At 61.4% G+C, this 20390-nt stretch carries 14 protein-coding genes and 1 tRNA gene; 6 read left to right on the top strand and 9 right to left on the bottom strand.

What is annotated here, in order from left to right; genetic code table 11:
* The first annotated feature begins 131 nt into the window (after positions 1–131).
* Positions 132–2441: a penicillin-binding protein 1A gene (locus QQK16_RS13215; protein WP_284196954.1), complete on the top strand. Its 2310-nt coding sequence runs from the start codon at positions 132–134 to the stop codon at positions 2439–2441.
* A gap of 144 nt (positions 2442–2585) precedes the next feature.
* Here QQK16_RS13215 and QQK16_RS13210 read toward each other — a convergent pair whose 3' ends face one another.
* The 6 genes from QQK16_RS13210 to QQK16_RS13185 form a co-directional block, all read right to left on the bottom strand.
* The gene (locus tag QQK16_RS13210; RefSeq protein WP_284196953.1) at positions 2586–3176 is read right to left on the bottom strand and encodes a Maf family protein; all 591 of its coding nucleotides are present in this window, start codon (positions 3174–3176) and stop codon (positions 2586–2588) included.
* Between the two features lie 49 nt (positions 3177–3225).
* Positions 3226–3693, bottom strand: a complete 468-nt coding sequence (gene rlmH, locus QQK16_RS13205) for a 23S rRNA (pseudouridine(1915)-N(3))-methyltransferase RlmH (protein ID WP_284196952.1) — start codon at positions 3691–3693, stop codon at positions 3226–3228.
* Between the two features lie 45 nt (positions 3694–3738).
* Positions 3739–4140, bottom strand: a complete 402-nt coding sequence (gene rsfS / locus QQK16_RS13200) for a ribosome silencing factor (RefSeq protein WP_284196951.1) — start codon at positions 4138–4140, stop codon at positions 3739–3741.
* A gap of 296 nt (positions 4141–4436) precedes the next feature.
* Entirely contained in the window at positions 4437–5603 is a 1167-nt protein-coding gene (locus QQK16_RS13195) for a methyl-accepting chemotaxis protein (protein ID WP_284196950.1), read from the bottom strand.
* Between the two features lie 279 nt (positions 5604–5882).
* Positions 5883–6899, bottom strand: coding sequence for a DUF2804 domain-containing protein (locus QQK16_RS13190; RefSeq protein ID WP_284196949.1), 1017 nt, complete (start codon positions 6897–6899; stop codon positions 5883–5885).
* The gene (locus tag QQK16_RS13185; protein ID WP_284196948.1) at positions 6877–8133 is read right to left on the bottom strand and encodes a glutamate-5-semialdehyde dehydrogenase; all 1257 of its coding nucleotides are present in this window, start codon (positions 8131–8133) and stop codon (positions 6877–6879) included. The genes QQK16_RS13190 and QQK16_RS13185 overlap by 23 nt, the downstream gene beginning before the upstream one ends.
* 97 nt (positions 8134–8230) lie before the next feature.
* Here QQK16_RS13185 and QQK16_RS13180 point away from each other — a divergent pair.
* The 3 genes from QQK16_RS13180 (at position 8231) to QQK16_RS13170 (ending at position 10955) form a co-directional block, all read left to right on the top strand.
* Positions 8231–8303, top strand: a tRNA-Ala gene (locus QQK16_RS13180).
* A 334-nt stretch (positions 8304–8637) separates the two neighbouring features.
* Positions 8638–10341 carry an ankyrin repeat domain-containing protein gene (locus tag QQK16_RS13175; protein WP_284196947.1) on the top strand — a complete coding sequence of 568 codons (1704 nt, stop codon included), beginning with the start codon at positions 8638–8640 and terminating at the stop codon, positions 10339–10341.
* 155 nt (positions 10342–10496) lie between these two features.
* On the top strand, positions 10497–10955 hold the full coding sequence (locus QQK16_RS13170; protein ID WP_284196946.1) for an MOSC domain-containing protein: 459 nt from the start codon (positions 10497–10499) through the stop codon (positions 10953–10955).
* A gap of 121 nt (positions 10956–11076) precedes the next feature.
* Here the strand turns inward: QQK16_RS13170 and QQK16_RS13165 are convergent, their stop codons facing one another.
* Together QQK16_RS13165 and QQK16_RS13160 are read right to left on the bottom strand one after the other, a co-directional pair.
* Positions 11077–12660, bottom strand: a complete 1584-nt coding sequence (locus QQK16_RS13165; protein WP_284196945.1) for an RICIN domain-containing protein — start codon at positions 12658–12660, stop codon at positions 11077–11079.
* A gap of 230 nt (positions 12661–12890) precedes the next feature.
* Positions 12891–13277: a DUF1801 domain-containing protein gene (locus QQK16_RS13160; protein WP_284196944.1), complete on the bottom strand. Its 387-nt coding sequence runs from the start codon at positions 13275–13277 to the stop codon at positions 12891–12893.
* A gap of 491 nt (positions 13278–13768) precedes the next feature.
* On the opposite strand from QQK16_RS13160, the gene QQK16_RS13155 reads away from it, so the two are divergent.
* Complete coding sequence (locus QQK16_RS13155; protein ID WP_284196943.1) at positions 13769–14008, top strand: hypothetical protein; 240 nt, start codon at positions 13769–13771, stop codon at positions 14006–14008.
* An 8-nt stretch (positions 14009–14016) separates the two neighbouring features.
* On the opposite strand, the gene QQK16_RS13150 is transcribed toward QQK16_RS13155, so the two are convergent.
* Complete coding sequence (locus QQK16_RS13150; protein ID WP_284196942.1) at positions 14017–17376, bottom strand: diguanylate cyclase; 3360 nt, start codon at positions 17374–17376, stop codon at positions 14017–14019.
* A gap of 322 nt (positions 17377–17698) precedes the next feature.
* Here QQK16_RS13150 and QQK16_RS13145 point away from each other — a divergent pair, with 322 nt between their 5' ends.
* The gene (locus tag QQK16_RS13145; protein WP_284196941.1) at positions 17699–20371 is read left to right on the top strand and encodes a cation-translocating P-type ATPase; all 2673 of its coding nucleotides are present in this window, start codon (positions 17699–17701) and stop codon (positions 20369–20371) included.
* Positions 20372–20390: the final 19 nt, after the last annotated feature.

Here is a 20390-nt window from a genome sequence, read left to right as displayed (position 1 = left end):
TAAATATAGTAGTCACTTTAAATCGTAGCAGCCCACCATCAGGGTGTAAAGGCAATTTATGCATTTATCTTAAACTGTGCCCTAACTGACGTATCCTACTTATCCCGCACCCCAAAAAATCGTACTTGGCAATGAAAAAACGCTGGCTGCTACTCACCGTCGCTCTATTGAGCCTCATTCTCATCACCATGATAGGCGTTCTGGCGATCGCCATCGCCGTCACATACCCCAAGCTGCCCTCGCTGGCAGTGCTTACGGACTACCAACCCAAGATTCCCCTGCGCGTGTACACCCAGGATGGTGTACAGATAGGCGAGTTCGGGGAGGAGCGCCGCGCATTCGTGGCCATAGGCAAGGTGCCTGTGTTGATGAAGCAGGCCATACTGGCCGCCGAGGATGAGCGCTTTTATCAGCATGGCGGTGTTGATTACATCGGCGTAGGGCGTGCCGTACTCTCCAATCTGGTCAGCGGGCACGCGCAGTCGGGCGCGAGTACCATAACCATGCAGGTGGCGCGCAATTTCTTTCTGTCCAGCGAAAAGACATTTACCCGCAAATTCAATGAGGCGCTGCTCTCATTCAAGATTGAGCATAGCCTGAGCAAAGACCAGATACTGGAGCTGTATTTCAACCAGATATACCTGGGCCAGCGCGCCTACGGTTTTGCCTCGGCTGCTAATATTTACTATGGTAAGACACTGGAGCAATTAAGCATCGCCGAGATGGCCATGCTGGCCGGCCTGCCCAAGGCCCCCTCCAGCTACAACCCGGTGGTGAACCCACCGCGCGCCCAGCAACGCCAGCGCTATGTGCTGCGCAGAATGCGCGAACTGAATTTTATCAATCAGGTGCAATACGAAGCGGCCGTGAAAGAGCCCTTATCGGTCCGCCGCATCAGCGAATCATTCCCGGTACAGGCCGGTTATGTTGCCGAGATGGTTCGGCAAGCGATGCACGACAAATATAAGGATGCGATTTATACCAAGGGCTATCGCGTCTATACCACCCTGTCTGCCGCACACCAGACGGCAGCCCACGAAGCCGCCAAGCGCGGCCTGTTGGATTATGACCGTCGGCACGGCTACCGCGGCCCCGAAGGTTTTATCGAGCTGCCCGCTGGCGTGATCACCCCCACCGAGCAGCTGGAGGATTTCCTCTCCACCCAGAAGCAGCTGGGTGACCTGTCACCCGGCATCGTGCTCGCGGCCGAGCGCAATCTGGTCAAGGTGTATCTGCGCGGTGGCAAGATCGCCGATGTCAGCGGCAAGGGCCTGCAATTTGCTGCCCGTGCGCTCAATACCAAGTTGCAGCCAGCCCAGCAGTTGCGTCGTGGCTCGGTGGTGCGCATGCAGCTCAAGGGCAATGACTGGCAGATCGTCCAGTTGCCCGAGGCCGAAGTCGCCATGATCTCGCTGGATCCAAAGGATGGTGCCATCCGCGCCCTGGTCGGCGGGTTCGATTTTGACAAGAACCACTTCAACCACGTCACCCAGGCCTGGCGCCAGCCCGGCTCCAGCTTCAAGCCGTTCATTTATTCAGCCGGCATAGAGCGCGGCTTCACACCCGCCAGCATCATTAATGACAGCCCCCTGGAAATAGACCCATCATCCATCGGCGGCCAACGCTGGGAGCCCAAGAACTTTGACGGCAAGTACAGTGGCCCGATGAGCATGCGCGATGCCCTGACCAAGTCCAAGAACCTGGTTTCCATCCGTATCCTGCAGGCCATTTCACCCGAGTATGCCCAGAGCTATATCAGCAAGTTCGGCTTCGAGGGCCGTAACCACCCGCCCTACCTGACCATGGCCTTGGGCGCCGGCAGCGTCACCGCGCTGCAGATGGCCGAGGGCTATGCCGTGTTCGCCAACAGCGGCTACCGGGTGCGGTCCTACTTTATCGACCGTATTGAAAACAGCCAGGGACAGGTCATCGCCCGCACTGCCCCAGAAGTCGCTGGTATCAATGCCCCCCGCACGCTGGATGCCCGTAACGCCTTTATCATGACTAGCATGATGAAGGACGTGACCCGCTTCGGTACCGCAGCCAAGGCCAATGTCTTGAACCGTACCGACCTTGCCGGCAAGACCGGCACCACCAACGACACCTTCGATGCCTGGTTTGCCGGCTACCAGCAAAAACTGGTGTCGGTGGTGTGGATAGGCTTTGACCAGCCCAAATCACTGGGCGGCGCTGAAACAGGTGGCCACGCCGCACTGCCGATCTGGATCGACTATATGGGCAAGGCACTGAAGGGCGTACCCAACTACCAGTATCCGATACCCGAGGGTGTGGTGACCCAGACGATAGAGACCGGCCGCGGACCACGCGAGGAATATTTCTACGCCGAGTTCCTGGAAACCAATAGCGAGCTGGGGCTGGGCGGCAGCAACGCCCCCGCCAGCCAGACCATCAATGACGAGGTGAAAGACCTACTGTTCTGACCCTTGCCGCTTGCAACAAGCAAAGGGGTGTGCCCAGGCACACCCCTTTATTCATTCAACCCACCGTCGGCCAACCATCGGCCCGACGTCCGCCGATTCCAGCAGCGATTCCAGCAGCGATTACAGCAGCGATTACAGCAGCGATTACAGCAGCGGGTAATCGAACCGGCGCAATAGCTCGGCCGTCTCACATAGCGGCAAACCCACCACACCGCTGAAGCTGCCCTGCAAATCGGCAATCAAGATGGCGCCCAGGCCCTGGGCACCATAGCTGCCAGCCTTGTCCATGGGTTCACCGCTGGCAACATAGGCCCGTATCTCCGCCTCAGCCAGATCGCGAAAGCGCACCTGGCTGGTGGAAACCGCGGTCTCCGTCCGCTCGCCATCCGTCAACGCCACACCAGTCAGCACCTGATGGCAGCTGCCGGACAAGCGCATCAACATGGCCACGGCGTCTTCCGGGCTTTCCGGCTTGCCCAATATCAGGCCATCCAGTGCCACCGTAGTATCCGCAGCCAACAGCAGCCGTGGCTCACGCCCCTCGCGGCGATAGGTCGCCACACCTGCTTGGGCCTTGGCCCTGGCCAGACGGCTGACATAAGGCAGTGCCTGCTCGCCCGGCAGCGGCGACTCGTCTATCTCGCAGCGCACCAGCTCAATAGGCACACCTATCTGGCCCAGCAGTTCACGCCGGCGCGGGCTGGCCGAGGCCAGGTATATCGTGGGTTTGGTCATGGTCAAGACTCAGACTGCGGCCACCCGGCAGCGACTAAACGCAGCGCGGCTACTCGCGGTGGTAAGGGTGGCCCTGGTTAATCGCCACGGCGCGGTACAACTGCTCGGCCAGCAGCACCCGCACCATGCCATGCGGCATGGTCAGGGCGGAGAGCTGGAGCAGATCGTCGGCCTGTCGCTTGACATCGGCATGCAGGCCATCAGCCCCGCCTATGACAAACGCCACATCGCCGCCCTCACGCTGCCAGCCCTTGAGCTTCTCGGCCAGCTTCATCGACGTCCAGGCCGCACCACGCTCGTCCAGAATCACCTTGCGGCAACCAGGTGGCAAGGCCGCCAGTATGCGTTCACGCTCGGTATCCATCGCCCGCTCCACGCTGGAGCCGGCCCGCTGGCCCGGCTTGAGCTCGATCAGCTCGATACTGGCCTCGCGCGGCATGCGCTTGGTGTATTCCTTGAAAGCCGTTTCCACCCAATCGGGCATCTTGTGGCCAACGGCGATAATGAAAAGCTTCATGCGGCGTACTCGACAGCCACGGCACACACCGTGGCCGGCGCCTTATCAGACCTGAGGATCGTCGTGTGCCTGAATGGCTGCTTCCCAAGGCCGCGTGGGGTTGAAGGTCGGCTTCTGGCCGCCCCACAGCTGTTCGATATTGTAGTAGTCACGCACGGCCGGCAGCATCACGTGCACGATCAGCGGACCGACATCGACCAGCACCCACTCGCCGCTCACGTCGCCTTCCATGCCGAGTATCTCGGCACCGGCTTCCTTGAGCTTCTCGCGGGCGCTGTTGGCCAGCGCCTTGACCTGGCGGTTGGAGCTGCCCGACGCCACGATCATGCATTCGAACATGGCGGTCAGCTTGGTGGTGTCGAGCACCAGAATGTCTTCGCCCTTGATGTCTTCCAGGGCGGCTACGGCGATGTCACGCATCTGCTCGATAGTCAGGTGTTGAGTCATGGAGTCAGTGTCTTCCCAATAATGTCTTGCAGCACAGCAGCCGCGGGACGTTCCGCATTCATAGCTGCTAAGCCATAGAAAGCAAATGCCGCTCGGCGCAATCTGGCACGGCGTCCGGGCTCACTCGGCAATAAAAACTGCCAGTAGCGCAACGAAGGCGGTGCCCGACCAGGCGAGCGGCGGCATAGGCAAGCGCGGGATTGTACCCGCATATCTCGAACAGGTCACGCTAAGTGTTTGAATTCTCGGCAGGACTTGTTTCGGCACGCCGCAATCGATGCCGGCGCGCCATCGATTCACATGGATTTCTCGAACTTCGCCACGATGGCCTTGAGCGACTTGGCCGTCGCCGCCAGTTGCTCAGCCGACCTGGCCACGTCCTGCGCCTCGCGGTTATTGGCATCAATGGTACCGGCCATACGCTCGATGGTACGGGCCACTTCCTCCGCCGCCGACGACTGCTGCCGCAGGGTATTGGCAATCCGCCCGGTCATCTCCACCGTATGCTCGGATGCCGCCGCCACCGCCGCCAGATTCTGGCTGCTGGCCTCGATCGACGCCGTCCCGTTGGCTACTTCGGCCACCGCATCGTCCATGGTCATCAGGGTCGCCTGGGTCACCATCTGGATATTGGTCACATTGTTGCTGATGTCCTGTGTGGACTGCGAAGTCCGCTCGGCCAGCTTGCGCACCTCGTCCGCCACCACCGCAAAGCCACGGCCCGATTCACCGGCACGGGCTGCTTCAATCGCCGCATTCAAGGCCAGCAGATTGGTCTGATCAGCAATCTCCTTGATGGTGCCTGTCATGCTGCCGATGCGGGAAACCGCCTGGTTCAGGTCGTCCAGGGTAGAACGGGCCTCGCCCACCACCTCTACGATACGGCTGGTTGATGCCAGGCTGGCCTGCATATTGGCCTCGCCCTCGCGCACCACTGTCTTGGCCTTCATGGCGCTCTCGGCCGTCTCATGGGTGGCCCGGCTGATCTCGGTCACCGACACGCTCATCTGCTCGGTGGCGGCGCTCACCTGCATGGCTTGATCGCTTTGCTGCCCGGTCTGGGTCGCCAGCAATTCCGCCGCGCCATCAAGGTGGTGCGATTGCTCCGAAATCTTGTGGGACGACGCCAGCACATCGGCAATCAGGCTGCGCAGCTGGTTGGACAGGGTCTGCACATACTGGATCGTATCGGCAAACTCGTCGGTAGACTCCACGTGTACCTGGTAGCGGAAATTGCCATCCTCGATATGCTTGAGCTGCGTGCGTATCTTCTCTATGCCATGACTGGCCCGGCTGGCCCACCAGCCACCGCCGACAACGGCGACTATGGCGCCCAATACCGCAACACCCCAGACCGCACCGCTGCCCCAACCCATACTCGCCACCAAGGCGGTGGCCAGGTTCAGCACGGCAAGGCCCATGAATGCCAGCAAGGCACGTTGGGTGAACGAGAATATCTGCATGGCGGCTCCGGTACCGATAACAGGGCACGTACCCTGAATTGAAATAGCGCTACGCTAACGATAGTGCGCCACAGGCCACTGCGGCAACATGACTCGCAAAGATATAATCTTTGCGCAACAGCACAAGCTAGACCAGAAACGGCCAAAACCGGCCCAGGGGCGATACTGCGCCCCTCACACGGCGCGCCTTGCAATACCCCTGGCACCTGCGCCATCCAGCGTGCCCAATCAGGCTAGCACAAGCACCGGCAACGCTACCTTGAGCCCCATCAAAGTCCGCTACCAGCGGGATTGGTGATCCTCCGCCACCCCCAACAACCCCGCCACCTGGAAGGGCTCGGCCTGAGCCGATGCCTTCACCCAACCATGGTAAGTACCCACCGGCTGCACATAGCGGCTGGCCGCCACAATCAGATCCCTGTCCTCGCGCCGCTCTCCCTCGGGGTGGAAATGCAGGTCAAGCAGGCCATCGTCGGTGCGCACATGCCAGGGCGCCAGGGTATTGGCCTGGTCGTAGCTGAATTCGGCCGCACCCAGCGCAATCAACTGCCCGTGCAGCCACAACACATTCTCGTGGTTGCCAAAATAACCGGCCTGCAGGTTGAACCCCACCTCGGCGCCATGCGCCGACGCCCACAGCCAGCTGGTATTGCGCGGCAACAGCCCGTTGGAATGATCCAGGCTGGCGTGCCCACCATCCAGGCGATACACCCGCCCGCCCACGCGCGCATCGCCCTGCACCTGCAAGGCGGGCGACTTATGGGTGGCATGCCACACCCCGCCATCCACCGGCCCGGTGGCAAACAGCCAGGGGGCCGCCGCCCGGCCATCCAGGCCGGCCCGCACGCTGAAGCCATCCGGCCCATCCACCTCCAGCACAAACTGGCCCGCCGTCGGTTCCAGCATCTGCACACGGGTTCCCCGCCAGGCAAACCGGCTCTCTGCCCCGGCAGCCGGCACATCGGCCACACGGGCCGTCAGCCCAGGCAAGCCATCGCGTGATGTTGCCGCCAGCACCTTGCCACTGGCCCGGTCAAACAGGTAGGCAAACGCCGCATTGGTCCAGCCCACATGCACCACCGCCGCCCCGATAAAACAATCGCCGCAGGCAATGCCCATATACTGCCAGCGCTTGTGGTGGAACAGGCGCCACCATGCTGGCCGCTGCAGGCCTGCCGGCAGCGCACGCCAGTCTATCTCGCCACAGCGGCCAGCAAACTGGCCCGCCAGGGGCGCCACGGCATGGGGCACGGCAGCAGGAGCCGCCAGCAAATCACGCACGAATCTGGCCGTCACCCAGCACCACCCACTTCTGACTGGTCAAGCCATCCAGCCCCACCGGGCCACGGGCATGTATCTTGTCGGTCGAGATACCAATCTCGGCCCCCAAGCCATATTCAAAGCCATCGGCAAAGCGGGTCGAGGCATTCACCATCACACTGGCCGAATCCACCTCGCGCAAAAAGCGCCTGGCCTTGCTGTAATTCTCGGTGACGATGGCATCGGTATGGTGGCTGCCATAGTCATTGATATGGGCAATCGCCGCATCCAGGTCTTCCACCACCTTGATCGCAAGTATCGGCGCCAGGTATTCGGCAGACCAATCGGCCTCGGTCGCCGCCAGCACATCCGGCAGCACATTACGGGTGCGCGGACAGCCCCGCAGCTCCACCCCCTTGGCACGGTAGATCTCAGCCAGCGGCGGCAGCACCAGCTCAGCCACATTGTCGTTCACCAGCAAGGTCTCCATGGTGTTGCAGGTGCCGTAGCGATGGGTCTTGGCATTGTCGGCAATCCGTAGCGCCTTGTCCGGGTCCGCCTCGTCGTCGATATACACATGGCAGACACCGTCCAGATGCTTGATCACCGGCACTCGCGCCTCACGGCTCACCCGCTCGATCAAACCCTTGCCACCACGCGGCACGATCACGTCCACATACTCGCTCATGGTAATCAGCGCGCCCACGGCCGCACGGTCGGTGGTCTCCACCACCTGCACCGCCGCCTCCGGCAGGCCCGCGCTGCGCAAACCCTCGCGCACCAGCGCCGCCAGCGCCTGGTTGCAACGGGCCGCCTCCGAGCCACCGCGCAGAATCGCCGCATTGCCCGATTTCAGGCACAGTCCCGCCGCATCCGCCGTCACATTCGGCCGCGCCTCGTAGATGATGCCTATCACCCCCAGGGGCACCCGCATCTTGCCCACCTGTATGCCGCTGGGGCGGTAAGCAAAGTCACTCATCTCCCCCACCGGGTCTGGCAGGGTGGCGATCTGCCGCAAGCCCTCGGCCATGCTGGCCACGCCCTTGGGCGTCAGCGCCAGCCTGTCCAGCAAGGCCGGCTCCAGCCCCGCCGCCTGCGCCGCCGCCATATCGGCCGCATTGGCCGCCAGCAGTATCGCCGCATCGCGCTCTATGCCCGCCGCAATGGCCAGCAAGGCCGCGTTCTTGGCATTGGTATCCGCCCGCGCCAGCAAACGCGAAGCCGCCCGCGCCGCCCGCCCCAACTCATTCATGTACGACTGCACGTCCATTGCTGATTGCTCCGTCAGATCTTGGCTCCAGTCGATTCTGCCAGAATCCGCGCCACCTTGTCGGCGCCACGCACGCCACGCTATATTTACCCCACATGGGCCGATAGCTCAGCTGGGAGAGCGCCGCGTTCGCAATGCGGAGGTCGGGAGTTCGATCCTCCTTCGGTCCACGTCGAACGCTCCAATTAAGTATAAGGTGTGACGGGAACTAAAGAATGGCCGCAGCGGCCACGCTCTGCTTCCCCTTTTTGGGAAAGCCTCTCTGATCCATTGACACCATTGATGAAAACGCAAAAAGCCTAGGCCCTGCCTAGGCTTCTTTGCTTTCAACTCCAGTATTCATGCTGCCTTCGCTCTAACCCTCCGCTCAGCCAGGAGCAGATCAAGAACGTCGAACATACGTACATCCCAATTGGTGAAAGATGTGCTTCGTTACGAGTTTGGTGGCGACTAACCGCAGATAAGCGAGACAATAAGTCGATCTCAAACCTTACGACCAAGCGCATGAACTGGGAAATAATCAAAGGGCTCTTCGGACTAGCCTCCATCAAAGCTGTCGCGCCCGGCGCTCCGGCTCCGGCTCCGGCTCCGGCAAGTCAATCATCTCAGCAAACTGGCCCGGAAATTCCGTTTATCCCCGACAGCAAATCCCCGTGGGCTGTTGCTATGTTCGACGTGCGTCCTTTCACACTGACCATAATCTCGACCAGCCAGGACCCACAGTGTGCGGCCAATGCTGTTTCCTTCGGTCAGGACGACGGTACCAGCTTCATCGGCCAACCCACCATGGTCCAGAGAACCGTACCCATCAGCCTGCATTTCCGTATCGACAGGCCTTTGCACGAAGGCGTCTTGTTCGTACCTCAGACGATGGAAGAAAAGTGGGCCATCTTCTACCGCCAGCAGAAGATCATCTGTGTCCGCAGCTGGACGCGCAAAGTCGCCATCGTCGCGCATGTACGCACGCACAAGGACACTCTGGAAATCCACCAGGTCGATGGCAGCTTCAGCGATGAATACGAAACTCCGGCGTTCACCGCTCGCATGCTGGACTTCCTGCTGCGAAGTCATGTCCAAGAGGCGCCCTTCCCCACGCCCTTGCCGGATTTTCTGGCCGACGAGCCGGCACGAGCCGCCGCGTGGTGTTTCTCGAGCTTCGGCAACCGCGCATTCTGTGCCACCGCAGGTCTACCGGCACCATCGATGGCGATCAAATCGCTGAGCAGCTATTCGCTGCTTCACATCGCGGCCGCCAGAATCGACCTTGACGGCATGCGCCTCGCCTTGGAAACAATCCATGTCGATGCACCCGACAAGGATGGCCGCACGGCCCTTCACTGGGCCTTGGCTTCAAACCAAGTGTCGTCAGCACCGCTGCTGCTAGATAACCGCGCGACGATCGATGCACAATCCAACGAGGGCGCAACGCCACTCATGGAGGCAGTCCAGCGCAAGTCGCAGGAGCAGGTGGATTTCCTGCTTAGCCGCGGTGCCAAGGCCAACGCTGGGGATTTCCGGGGCTTCACCGCATTGCACCGCGCCGCAGAAATGGGTCTCATCGATATCGTGCACTCGCTGCTGAAGCATGGTGCCGATCCTCATGCGGAAGCACTTGGGCACACGCCGGTTTCGCTGGCACAGGCGCGAGAGCAGGTCGATATCGTTGCGCTGCTTGAGCTACCCAGGTTCGAGCATGTCACTAAGGAATTCCTGCACGTCGATGAGTACCTTCGCCACCAACTCGATCAATACGGAAGCGCTCCGCTTCATCAAGATAAGCTGGCCAGCGTTACCTCTGCCACGATCAAGGAGTTCATCCTGCAAGAGATGACGGCCACCGAAGATTGGGATACCGAATCATTCATGCTCTGCATAGCCTGTGCGATACGCGACCCGGCCATCAGAGCCGATACACTGAACCGTCTCCTCGTCTTGCCGAGCCATAAGCAACACCAGGCGGTTACGCGCGAAATCCAGAAGCTGAGAAGCCCGACCAGCGTGCCCTACATTCAACAAATACTGGAAAATGGGTTCGGCTTTCTTGGCTACACCAGCTCGGAAGACGGTGTGATCGCGAAGTGGTTCAGCCATGCGTTAGCGGATATTGGAACACCCGAGGCCATCGACCTGATCAGGCAGCATGCCCAATCCAGCAACGAGGAAGTTGCTGAGGAGATGGCGTACCGGTTGGAGAAAATCGGGCGCTGAATGCTTAGAGCCTGTTCAAAGTCTTTAGAACAGTAAAGCCAGGAACGTCAAATGGATGACTGTGCTCCTAGCCGACCTGATCACGCGCACTACACGCCAGTTTTTGGCGCTCGAAGCAAGTTTGATCAAACAAAGCTGTACATCAGGAGCATGCAGTGATCGTCGAACGTATCTTCATCAGCCCGGAGCGCGGCGTCGCGCAAGAGGAGTGCGAACACATCACGCTCCATAGCGGCATGGGCATTCTAGGCGACCGCTATTTCGGCAAGCATACTTACCCAGGCCAAAACCTGACCTTGGTCGAGGCCGAGGTGATAGAGCAGTTCTGCGCGGCGCAATTGCGCACGCCCGACCTGTCGATAACGCGCCGTAATCTGGTCACCCGGGGCCTGCGCTTGAACGATCTGGTGAATGTGGAGTTCACCATCGGCCCGGTAAGGCTGCGCGGTGTCGAGTTGTGCGAGCCTTGCATCCTGGTGGGCAACAACCTCAGCAGTGCATCCCTGACGCCAGCCGAGGTCATCAAGTACTGGGTACACCGTGGTGGGCTGCGTGCCGATGTGATCAGTGGCGGCGAGATTGCCCGTGGCGCGCGTATTGAGACGGCGACATAGAATGCACGCCGATTGCCGCCAGGAGAAAAGCCCCCGCTAATAGCAGGGGCTCCTCCTACCGGCCTATCCACCAGGGCCTCTCCCCTACGCAAGCCTGCCTGCTTGCCGACGCCGGCTATCGCTACCGCATCGGCATACGCAAATACTGGTTGTCACCGGTAAACCGTTTCAGCGGCTTCGGGTCTTCTGCCCGGCAGCCTGCGCATATCAGTTCGATATTGCCGCCATTAGTGACCCGGAACGAATCCAGGTTCCAGTTATCGCCGCCTATGCCGCCACCGAATGTCGTGGTCAGCACAAAGCTGGTGATATCGGCCTTGCGGACGGGCCGGTTCAGTACCAGGGGCACCGTCTCCTCATAGTTGTCTATCCACCTTGCCTGCCGGTTGACGTCGAGGAAGGTCTGCGAGCTGCCGTCGGTGTAGCTGACAATCACATTCACATTGTCATTACCGCCGCGCAGATCGTCTCCGCCGGTACGGAAGCTGGCATAGATGTGCCGTATGCTGCCATCTGGTTCGTTGGCGGCCAGTGCATCCAGCCTGGGCGGGGTCACGGCGGCGTATTTGCGGTCGACAAAGTAGGTGCGGCGTACGGCAGGGTCTTCGACATAGAAGAAGGCCTTGCGTGTCACATCGGGCACCATGGTCATGGTCTGGCCTGGGTAGTTGGGGTCGTAGACAAAGATTTTCAGATCCTGCTTGTGGCTGCCCAGATCGCCCCGGTAGCGGCCCAGCGCATAGCCTACGGCCAGCACCTGGTGATCGCCGGCCTTCCATCCCTCGAAATTGGTCGTGCCCCCCTCATACAGGCCCAGCGGCGCTGGCTTGGCGCTATTGATCATTTCCTGCAGCTCCTGCAGCCGGCCACCGCCGCTGCCACGCAAGCCCCATTCAAAGAATTCCGCATCACGCCAGCCGAATGGGTTCAGCCTAAGCTCCATCCATTTGTCCAACTGGTTTTCCATGGCGGCCTTGTTCTGCCGCGCATAGATGTGCGACTGCAAGGGCGTGCGGTTGGCCGGTGTATAGGTCTGCGGTGGGATAGCCATGCCCAGGCTGAAATAATCCATGGCGCTGTAGACCATGCCACCACACAGGCCGCCGTAGGCATAGCTGGCGTCCACCCCCTGAAAGGTATTGGCGAACTTGAAACCATGCGTGCCCGGCATAAAACTGGTCATCTGCCTGCCATCTCCGGTCCACTTGATCAGGTGCCATTTCTGGGTATCGGTGTAGCTGATGCTATTGGTGAAGCTGACAATGCCGCCGTCCCGCCGCCGGGCATCCGTCACCGCCAGGTATTTATTGGTCTTGGATTGGATGGTGTAAAAGCCATCGCCCGCATCAACCACCCGCCACAGCTGGCTGTCCTCTTCCAGGTCTGGGTCCAGCGTCGGCACCAGCAGGCGTTTCTGGGTCAGGAAGAAGCCGGTTTGCGACTTGATCTGGTAGAAACCGTCGGCCTTGGGGATAAAACGCCAGGTATGGCGATTCGTCTCTCCCGCGTTGAATCGGGACATGGAGGCAATCGACCCCACAGCCGGCACCGCATCCCTGATGGAGAGATAGCGGTAATCGCTATTGCTGCGCAGGGCAAAGGTGCCGCTGGCCAGATAATCCGGGCCGGCCAGCACCTGTACGTTAAACAAGGCCAGCCACGCACAGGCCAGCATCAGACGGATAAAACCAGTATGGCGTAACATGATTCCTCCTTGCCTTGCGTCGGCTGCCCGCCATTGCCAGGGGTAACGGCATCCATCCCTTGGTCTTGGCGTGGGTTCTCGTACGGAAAATATAATATGAGTGCCACCAGGGCAAAGAATCACCCATATGAGTGAGACTGGTACTAATTGGCATGCGCGCTGGCAGGTGCGCCCAGCCCGTTTGGGGGATTGCCCATCACGGCCATCCAAAGGCCTGTAGCACAGCAGCACTACTCTTCCTGCAAACGCGCCTGCATGTCCCGATAAGCCGTTTCAACCAGCACCAGCAAGGCCCGGCTGTCTAGGGATTGGCCAGGCCGTAGCTTGACATGGCGCATGTACTTGCCCGTGCCTTCCAGCAGATGCCCTGGGTCGGCCAACTCGGCACCACGAAAAAAGCCGACATTGACGTGGGCGGTAAAGGCATTGACATAGGCAAACGCCGCATCGCCCACGCAGGCAGTGGGATGGCCATCGTGCAATAGCTCCCGCACATCGTCGCCACAGCTGCGGATCAGGGCAAACCAGTGCTGCGCGATTTCCCCCAACTCGCCCGGATGGGCTTGCATCCAGGTTTCGATGGCTGGGTCGTGCCTGACGGCAGTGGGAAATCGCATTAAAGGGATCATCATGCTGTATCGGGTTCCTTTGCCGACCTAGCCAAGACAAAGTTGCTCGGTAGAATGCCCTCAAGCCCCTGGCCAACCAGGGGCGCTGGCGCCCATTTGCCAGCAGCAACGCTGACCATGGCTGGCCCACTGAAATCCCGGTGACGTCAGCGCGCCGCTTCAGGCATTCCCCCACTAGTCGGGCCACAGCTGCTGCTCAACATCGAGCCGGCGCAGGCCCATGCCACTAAAGTTACGGGCCGGGATACGGAACGCCTCGACACTGCCTACGCCGCCCAAGATCGTCCAGTAGCTGGCCTTCCCAGCCTCGAAATGGTCCCATCACTTTGCCCAAAAGGCAGGCGGAGACAAGGCCTGGTCACCCGGCACACGTCCCAGATTAACGCCCTTTAATCCCCCGCCCAGATTGCATCAAGGTTGGGAGGGCGATGATCAAGCTGCGCACGTAGTACCTGCGCTCACCACGCAAGGGGACGAGCATGCACTACCTCTCCCGACCTTGGATATGGATCGCCCTGCTTGGCCTACCTGGCAGCCATCTGCCGACGGTGGCACCCCAGTTGGAGATGGCCGTGCAAGAGGCCACCCAGGCCACCAGCGTGCAAGCACAGCGCGCGGCGGGGTTGCGATCCAAAACCGCACGTAGCAGCCAGTTGCTGTTTCTGTTCGAGGATGGCCAACCGCCGCCCGACAAGAAACCCGCGCAAGGGCGACTCTGACCCCGTAGTCAGCGTACCCCGCGGATCTGGCGCACCTTGCTGCCTGCCTGCAGCTCGGCCAGCACCGTATCGAGTGCGATGGGCCGGCCCACCGCATAGCCTTGGGCGTAGTCCACGCCCAGCTTGGCCAGGCAATCGAATATCTCCTGCGACTCGACAAACTCCCCTACCGTTGCGGCTCCCAGCTGATGGGCCAGTTGGTTGATGGTGGCGACGATGGCGGCATCGGTGGGATTGCGATCCAGATTGCGGACAAAGCTGCCGTCTATCTTGATGATGTCGACAGCAAAGTGCTTGAGGTAGTTGAAGGAACTCAAGCCGGCGCCGAAGTCGTCCAGCGCGACCTTGCAACCCAGCTCCCGCAGGGTCTTGAGTATATGGGATGCCACCGACAGCTGATTCATCAGCGCGGTTTCGGTCACCTCGAAATGCAGTTGGCGGGGCGCCATGGCAGACTGGGCTATCTGCTGCAGCAGATAGGGCAGGAACTGCGCATCGTTGAAAGAGTTGGCCGACAGGTTGATACCCACCGACACATGCGAGTGCGCTGCCAGCGCCGGGCCCAGATTGCCCAGCACTTCCTGTATCACCCAGCGGTCTATGCTGCCCATCAGGCCAAAACGCTCTGCCGCCGGGATGAACACGCCGGGCGACATCAGGCCGCCGTCGTGGTCGTACATGCGCAACAGCAGCTCGAAGTGGCGATGAAAATCGGCATGGCTGGCCGTGGGCACGATCTCCTGGGCGTAGAGGGTAAACCGGTGCTTCTCCAGTGCCTCCCGCAGGCCGCTGGCCAGCAGTATCTCGTGGTGCTGCCGTTTGACATCGTCCTGGCCGGCGTAATACAGCGACACCCGGTTGCCACCGGCCTGCTGAGCAGCGTAGCAGGCCACGTCGGCCTGGCCCATGATCTCGCCGGTGCCCTGGGTGGACGGCAGGATGGGAGCGATCCCTATGCTGGCACCCACCACATAGACATGCCCCTCCCATGGGAAGCGCAGGCTGGTGACGGCTTGAATGATCTTGTTGCCCATCTCCTGCGCCTTGCCCAGATCGCAGTTCAGCAACAGCAGGGCAAATTCATCGCCGCCTATGCGGGCTATGGTGTCGGAGTTGCGCACCTGCTCCATCAGCAGCAGGGCCAGTTCGCGCAACAGCATGTCACCTGCGGCATGGCCAGCCGAATCGTTGACCACCTTGAAGTGATCGATATCGATAAAGCACAGGGCATGCTGGCAGTTGCGCTCGCCGGCATTGACAACCGCACGCTGCAGCTCCTGCTCGAAGCGGGCGCGGTTATACACGCCAGTAAGCGCATCATGGGTGGCACTGAAGCTGAGTTCCTTCTGCAGCTTGTGGCTGCTGGTCTGATCGTGCCAGACCAGCACAGCGCCGGTCACTTCGCCGTTGCTGGCGCGCACCGGGGCGGCGGTATGCCGTATCTCGTAGCGCTCGCCTGTTTTGCTGATCAGCGTCACCCCCTCGTCACGGCAAAAGCCGTGCATCTGCTGCAGACTCAGCTTGATAGGGCTGCCGACAGGCTCGCCGGTTTCGCTGTGCAGCGCCCGGAATACCTGCTCATAGGGCACGCCTTTGGCCATGGCCAAAGTCCAGCCCGTCATGGCCTCGGCCGCCGGGTTCATATACGAGACCGTACACAGGGCATCGGTCAGCAACACGGCATCACTGATGGCAGCTATGGTGGTTTGCAGCCGCTCCTGGGCCTGGAACAGCATCTCCTTGGCGCGGCGGGCATCAGTCATATCACAGCAGGACCCCAGCAACTGCGCAGGCGAGCCTGGCCGACCAGGCAGCAGCTTGGCGGCAACACGCAGATGCCGCATATCGCCTCTGGGCAGCACCACCCTTACTTCCACATCCAGCTGCGTCTCGCCGTTGGCGGCAAACCGCACCGCATGCTCAAAGCCCTCCCCGTCCAGCGGGTGCATCAAGTAGGCCCAGGTCTTCAGCGCAGGCCGGAAGTTCGCTTCCGTCACCGCATGCAGGGCATGCATCCGGCCATCCCATAGCAAACCGCGCTCGGCATCCCACGACCATTGCCCCAGGCCGTTGCCCTGCGCCAGCTGCTCCAGCCTGGCCCTGTCTAGTTGTAGCGCTTCCTCGGCCCGCTTGCGCTGGTCTATGTTCTCGATCTGCGAGACAAAATACAGTGGCGTACCCGCTTCATCGCGTACCACCGACACCGCCAGCTCCACCCACAGCACCCGGCCATTCCTGCAGATGTAGCGCTTCTCCATCTTGTAGGTATTGATACGGCCGCTCAGGATGTCATGCACCAGATCCAGATCGTCCTGCAGGTCGTCCGGGTAGGTCACATCCTGAAAGCGCATCGTGGCCAGTTCCTGCTCGGTGTAACCCAGCCAGCCGCACAGCGTCGGGTTGACCTTGAGCCAATGGCCTTCCAGCGAAACCAGCGCCATGCCAATGGCGGAGAACTCCATGGCTCCACGGAAACGGGCCTCGCTGATGGCGGCCTGGGCGCGGCTGGCGCGCAGTTGCTCGATAACCACGGCCAGGAAGTAGGCAGGTACCAGCGTCAGGGCGATAGGCAGGTGGTGCAGGGGAGTGCTGGCCTCGCGCGCACCAGCTGGCGAGAGCCAGTCCAGCCCGATCAGGGTGAGGATGAACAAGGCGTTGACGCCACCTATCAGGGCCGTGCCGAATACGCTGAGGCGCAAGGCCACCAGCAGCAAGGGCAGCATGATGTAGGCAAAGGGATAGGGCAGATGGACCAGGGAAAAATAGGCCGTGCCCATGGTCAACGCCAGCAGCATCACCACATCGCCGCTCTGGCGACCCGCCAGGTGATTGCGCCAGGCTTCGCGGCTGCTATTGAGCAGCAAGGGCAGCATCACCAGCAGGCCGATGGTGTCGCTAACATACCAGCGCAACCAGTTATGCTGGAAGGTGGCCAATTCGCCAGTACCAAATGCCGCCGCACCGATCACTGACGCCAACAGCGGCGGCATGAATACGCCGGCCCACAGTACCCGTACGGTCGATGACATATCGCTGTCGAAGGCGGTACTGATGTTATGTACCCGCAGTGCCCAGTAACCTATCAGTATCTCCACCAGATTGGCGGCGACAAAGAACAGGGTCAACTGCAGGGATGCGCCGAAAGCCAGGTTGGCCAGCAGGTTGGCCAGCGCTACCGGTGGCAGTATCAGGCTCCATTTGCCTGGGAAGTGCAGCAAGGCAACTATGCCCAGCGCATTGGGCAGCCAGAGACCGGCTATCCCACCCGATAACTTGAACAGACCGACACACAGGCTGGACAGCACAAAGTACAGCAGAAACAAAGGCAATGTCAGCGTCAGCAGGTCTTGCCGCAAGGCAGGGCTCATCACGGGGCTCCTCGATACCTCTGCCTTGAAGTCAACCGGTGTACCCCTGGCAGATGGATGCCGGGCCCGCCTTGGGCATGCCCGCCCTGGGCCCGACGGCTGTGCATACTCAACCTTGGCAGGCGGCGAGCGGCTTTGCCAGCCAGCCGACAAATGGAGCGATCACCGGCCAACCCCTCGCTCGCCCCGTCGCTAACCCGCATGGTGCGCCGCTATACCCGCACCAGCCTTGATATGGCGCAATGCAACATTTGACGCCGAGCACTACATTACGGTCATAACCAGAACACGATTCGTTCGATCTGTGGGAGGAGTAAGCCGAATGCACCCCTGGCATGCCATGGAGCCGCCCCATGTTGCGGCCCACTTTGAGGTGGACGCCCAGCAAGGCCTGGATGAGGCAGAAGCCGCGGCCAGACTGCAGAAGCACGGTCGCAATCGGCCCAGCGCGCCACCCACACGTAGCGGGCTCGCGCGTTTCCTGTCGCAGTTGCTGCAGCCCTTGATACTGGTGCTGATCGTCGCGGGCGCCGTCACCGCCTGGCTGGGCGAAACAGTCGATGCCAGCGTGATCCTTGGCGTGGTGCTGATCAACGCGCTGGTGGGCTATATCCAGGAAGGCAAGGCCGAAGCCGCGCTGGCCGCGCTGGCCCGCTCCATGACCATGGAGGCCACCGTGATGCGGGGTGGCAGTCGGCAGCGGCTGGATGCCGCCCATCTGGTGCCCGGCGATGTGGTGGTATTGGCGGCGGGCGACAAGGTGCCGGCAGATCTTCGGCTGTGCACGGGCAAGTCCCTGCGTACTTCCGAAGCGGCACTGACCGGGGAATCCACGCCGGTAGACAAACACGCTCAAGCCCTACCCGCCGAAACCGTGCTGGGTGACCGACGCAATATGGCCTATGCCGGCACCCTGGTCGTGGCGGGGCAAGGCAGCGGTGTGGTCACGGCAACCGGCGATCACACCGAGGCGGGCAAGGTATCGGGCCTGATTGCCGGAGCGGCCGAGCTGGCCACACCACTCACCCGCAAGCTGACGGTATTCACCCGCTATCTGCTGGTCGCCATCCTGGCGCTGGCGGCCCTGACCTTTGCCGTGGGTATCTGGCGCGGCGAAAGCGCCTTCAATATGTTCATGGCCGCCGTGGCCTTGGCAGTGGGCGCCATCCCAGAGGGCTTGCCTGCTGCCGTGACGATAACGCTCGCCATCGGCGTAGCACGCATGTCCCGGCGCCGCGCCATCATCCGCAAGCTGCCTGCCGTCGAAACCCTGGGCAGCACCACAGTCATCTGCTCTGACAAGACCGGCACCCTCACCGAGAATGCCATGACCGTACAGGCCATCTGGTCTGGCGGGACAAGCTATAGGGTGAGCGGGCTGGGTTACGATCCGGTCGGCCAGATAACAACAGCCATGCAGCCCGCCGAGATCACGCCGCCACTGCGTGAAACACTGATGGCCGGCGTGCTGTGCAACGACGCCAAGCTGCTGCCCACAGCGAGACAATGGACGCTGCTGGGCGACCCCACCGAGGGCGCCCTGCTGGTTGCGGCCAGCAAGGCCGGGCTGGACTGCGACACGCTCTACAGCGTCTTTCCCCGGCTGGACGAGTTGCCATTCGACCCCAACCGGCAATACATGGTCACCCTGCACGAGATCGAGGGCGAGCGCCTGCTCTATGCCAAAGGTGCGGTGGAAAAACTGCTGCCCGCCTGCAGCGCCATGCTGAATGCTGATGGCCAACCCATACCGCTGGCGCCAGCGGTCATCCACCAGGCTACCGCGCAGATGGCGGCAGCCGGCCTGCGGGTATTGGCCCTGACGCGCTCCACCCTGGCGGCCAACCGGATACTCGATCACGACTGCCTGGGTGCCGACCTGGTGTTCCTCGGCCTGATGGGGATGATAGACCCGCCTCGACCTCAGGTACGGGCATCCATTACGGCCTGCCACAACGCCGGTATCAGGGTAAAGATGATTACCGGCGACCACCCCGGCACCGCCCTCGCCATAGCCTGCCAGTTAGGCATTACCAGCAGTGACACCAGGGCCTGGACCGGGCAGGAGTTGGCCCAGTTGGACGATGCCGCCCTCTGTACGGTGGCGCGGGATTTCGATGTGTTCGCCCGGGTGGAACCTGAACAGAAGTTCCGGCTGGTACAGGCGCTGCAAGCCAATGGCGAAGTAGTCGCCATGACCGGCGATGGCGTCAATGATGCCCCCGCGCTCAAACAGGCCGATATAGGTGTGGCCATGGGCCTGGGCGGCACCGCCGTGGCCCGCGAGGCGGCCGCCATGGTGCTGACCGACGACAACTTCAGCACCATCGAAGCTGCCATCGAAGAAGGCCGTGGCATCTACGACAATCTGCTCAAATTCATCGTCTGGACCCTACCCACGAACGCCGGAGAGGGTCTGGTGATACTGGCGGCCATACTTGCCGGGGTAACCCTTCCGATCACGCCCCTGCAAATCCTCTGGATCAACATGACTACGGCCGTGCTGCTGGGCATGATGCTGGCCTTCGAGCCACCCCGGCACGACATGATGCAACAGCCGCCGCGCTCCCCCTCGGCGCCCTTGCTGAGCCCAACCCTGCTGCGACGCATCGTGCTGGTGAGCCTGCTGATGCTCGTCGGGGCATTCAGCCTGTTCGAGCTGGCGCTGCGGCAAGGCAGTACGCTGGCCGAAGCACGCACCATCGCGGCCAATGTGTTTGTGCTGATGGAAATACTCTACCTGTTTAACTGCCGCACCCTGAGCCAGCCCTGCTGGGCCAATGGCTGGTTCTCCAATCAGTGGGTATGGATGGGCAGTGCGGCCATGCTGCTGCTGCAGTTGGCCTTCACCTACGCCCCCGCCTTCAACAACGCCTTCCAGACCGCCCCCATCAGCGCTCAGTGGTGGCTCACCATCACGGCCTTTGCCGCAGGCAGCAGTGTCCTGATCGAACTGGAAAAAGCACTGACGCGCCCCAGGGGTAGCGACATCTGATACGGCATCGCCTGCCGCA

The sequence above is a fragment of the Chitinimonas prasina genome (assembly GCF_030160395.1).
In the GTDB taxonomy this organism is placed as follows: Bacteria; Pseudomonadota; Gammaproteobacteria; order Burkholderiales; family Chitinimonadaceae; genus Chitinimonas; species Chitinimonas prasina.
Note: the sequence above shows the minus strand (reverse complement) of the source record. Positions and strands in the feature narration are given on the sequence as shown.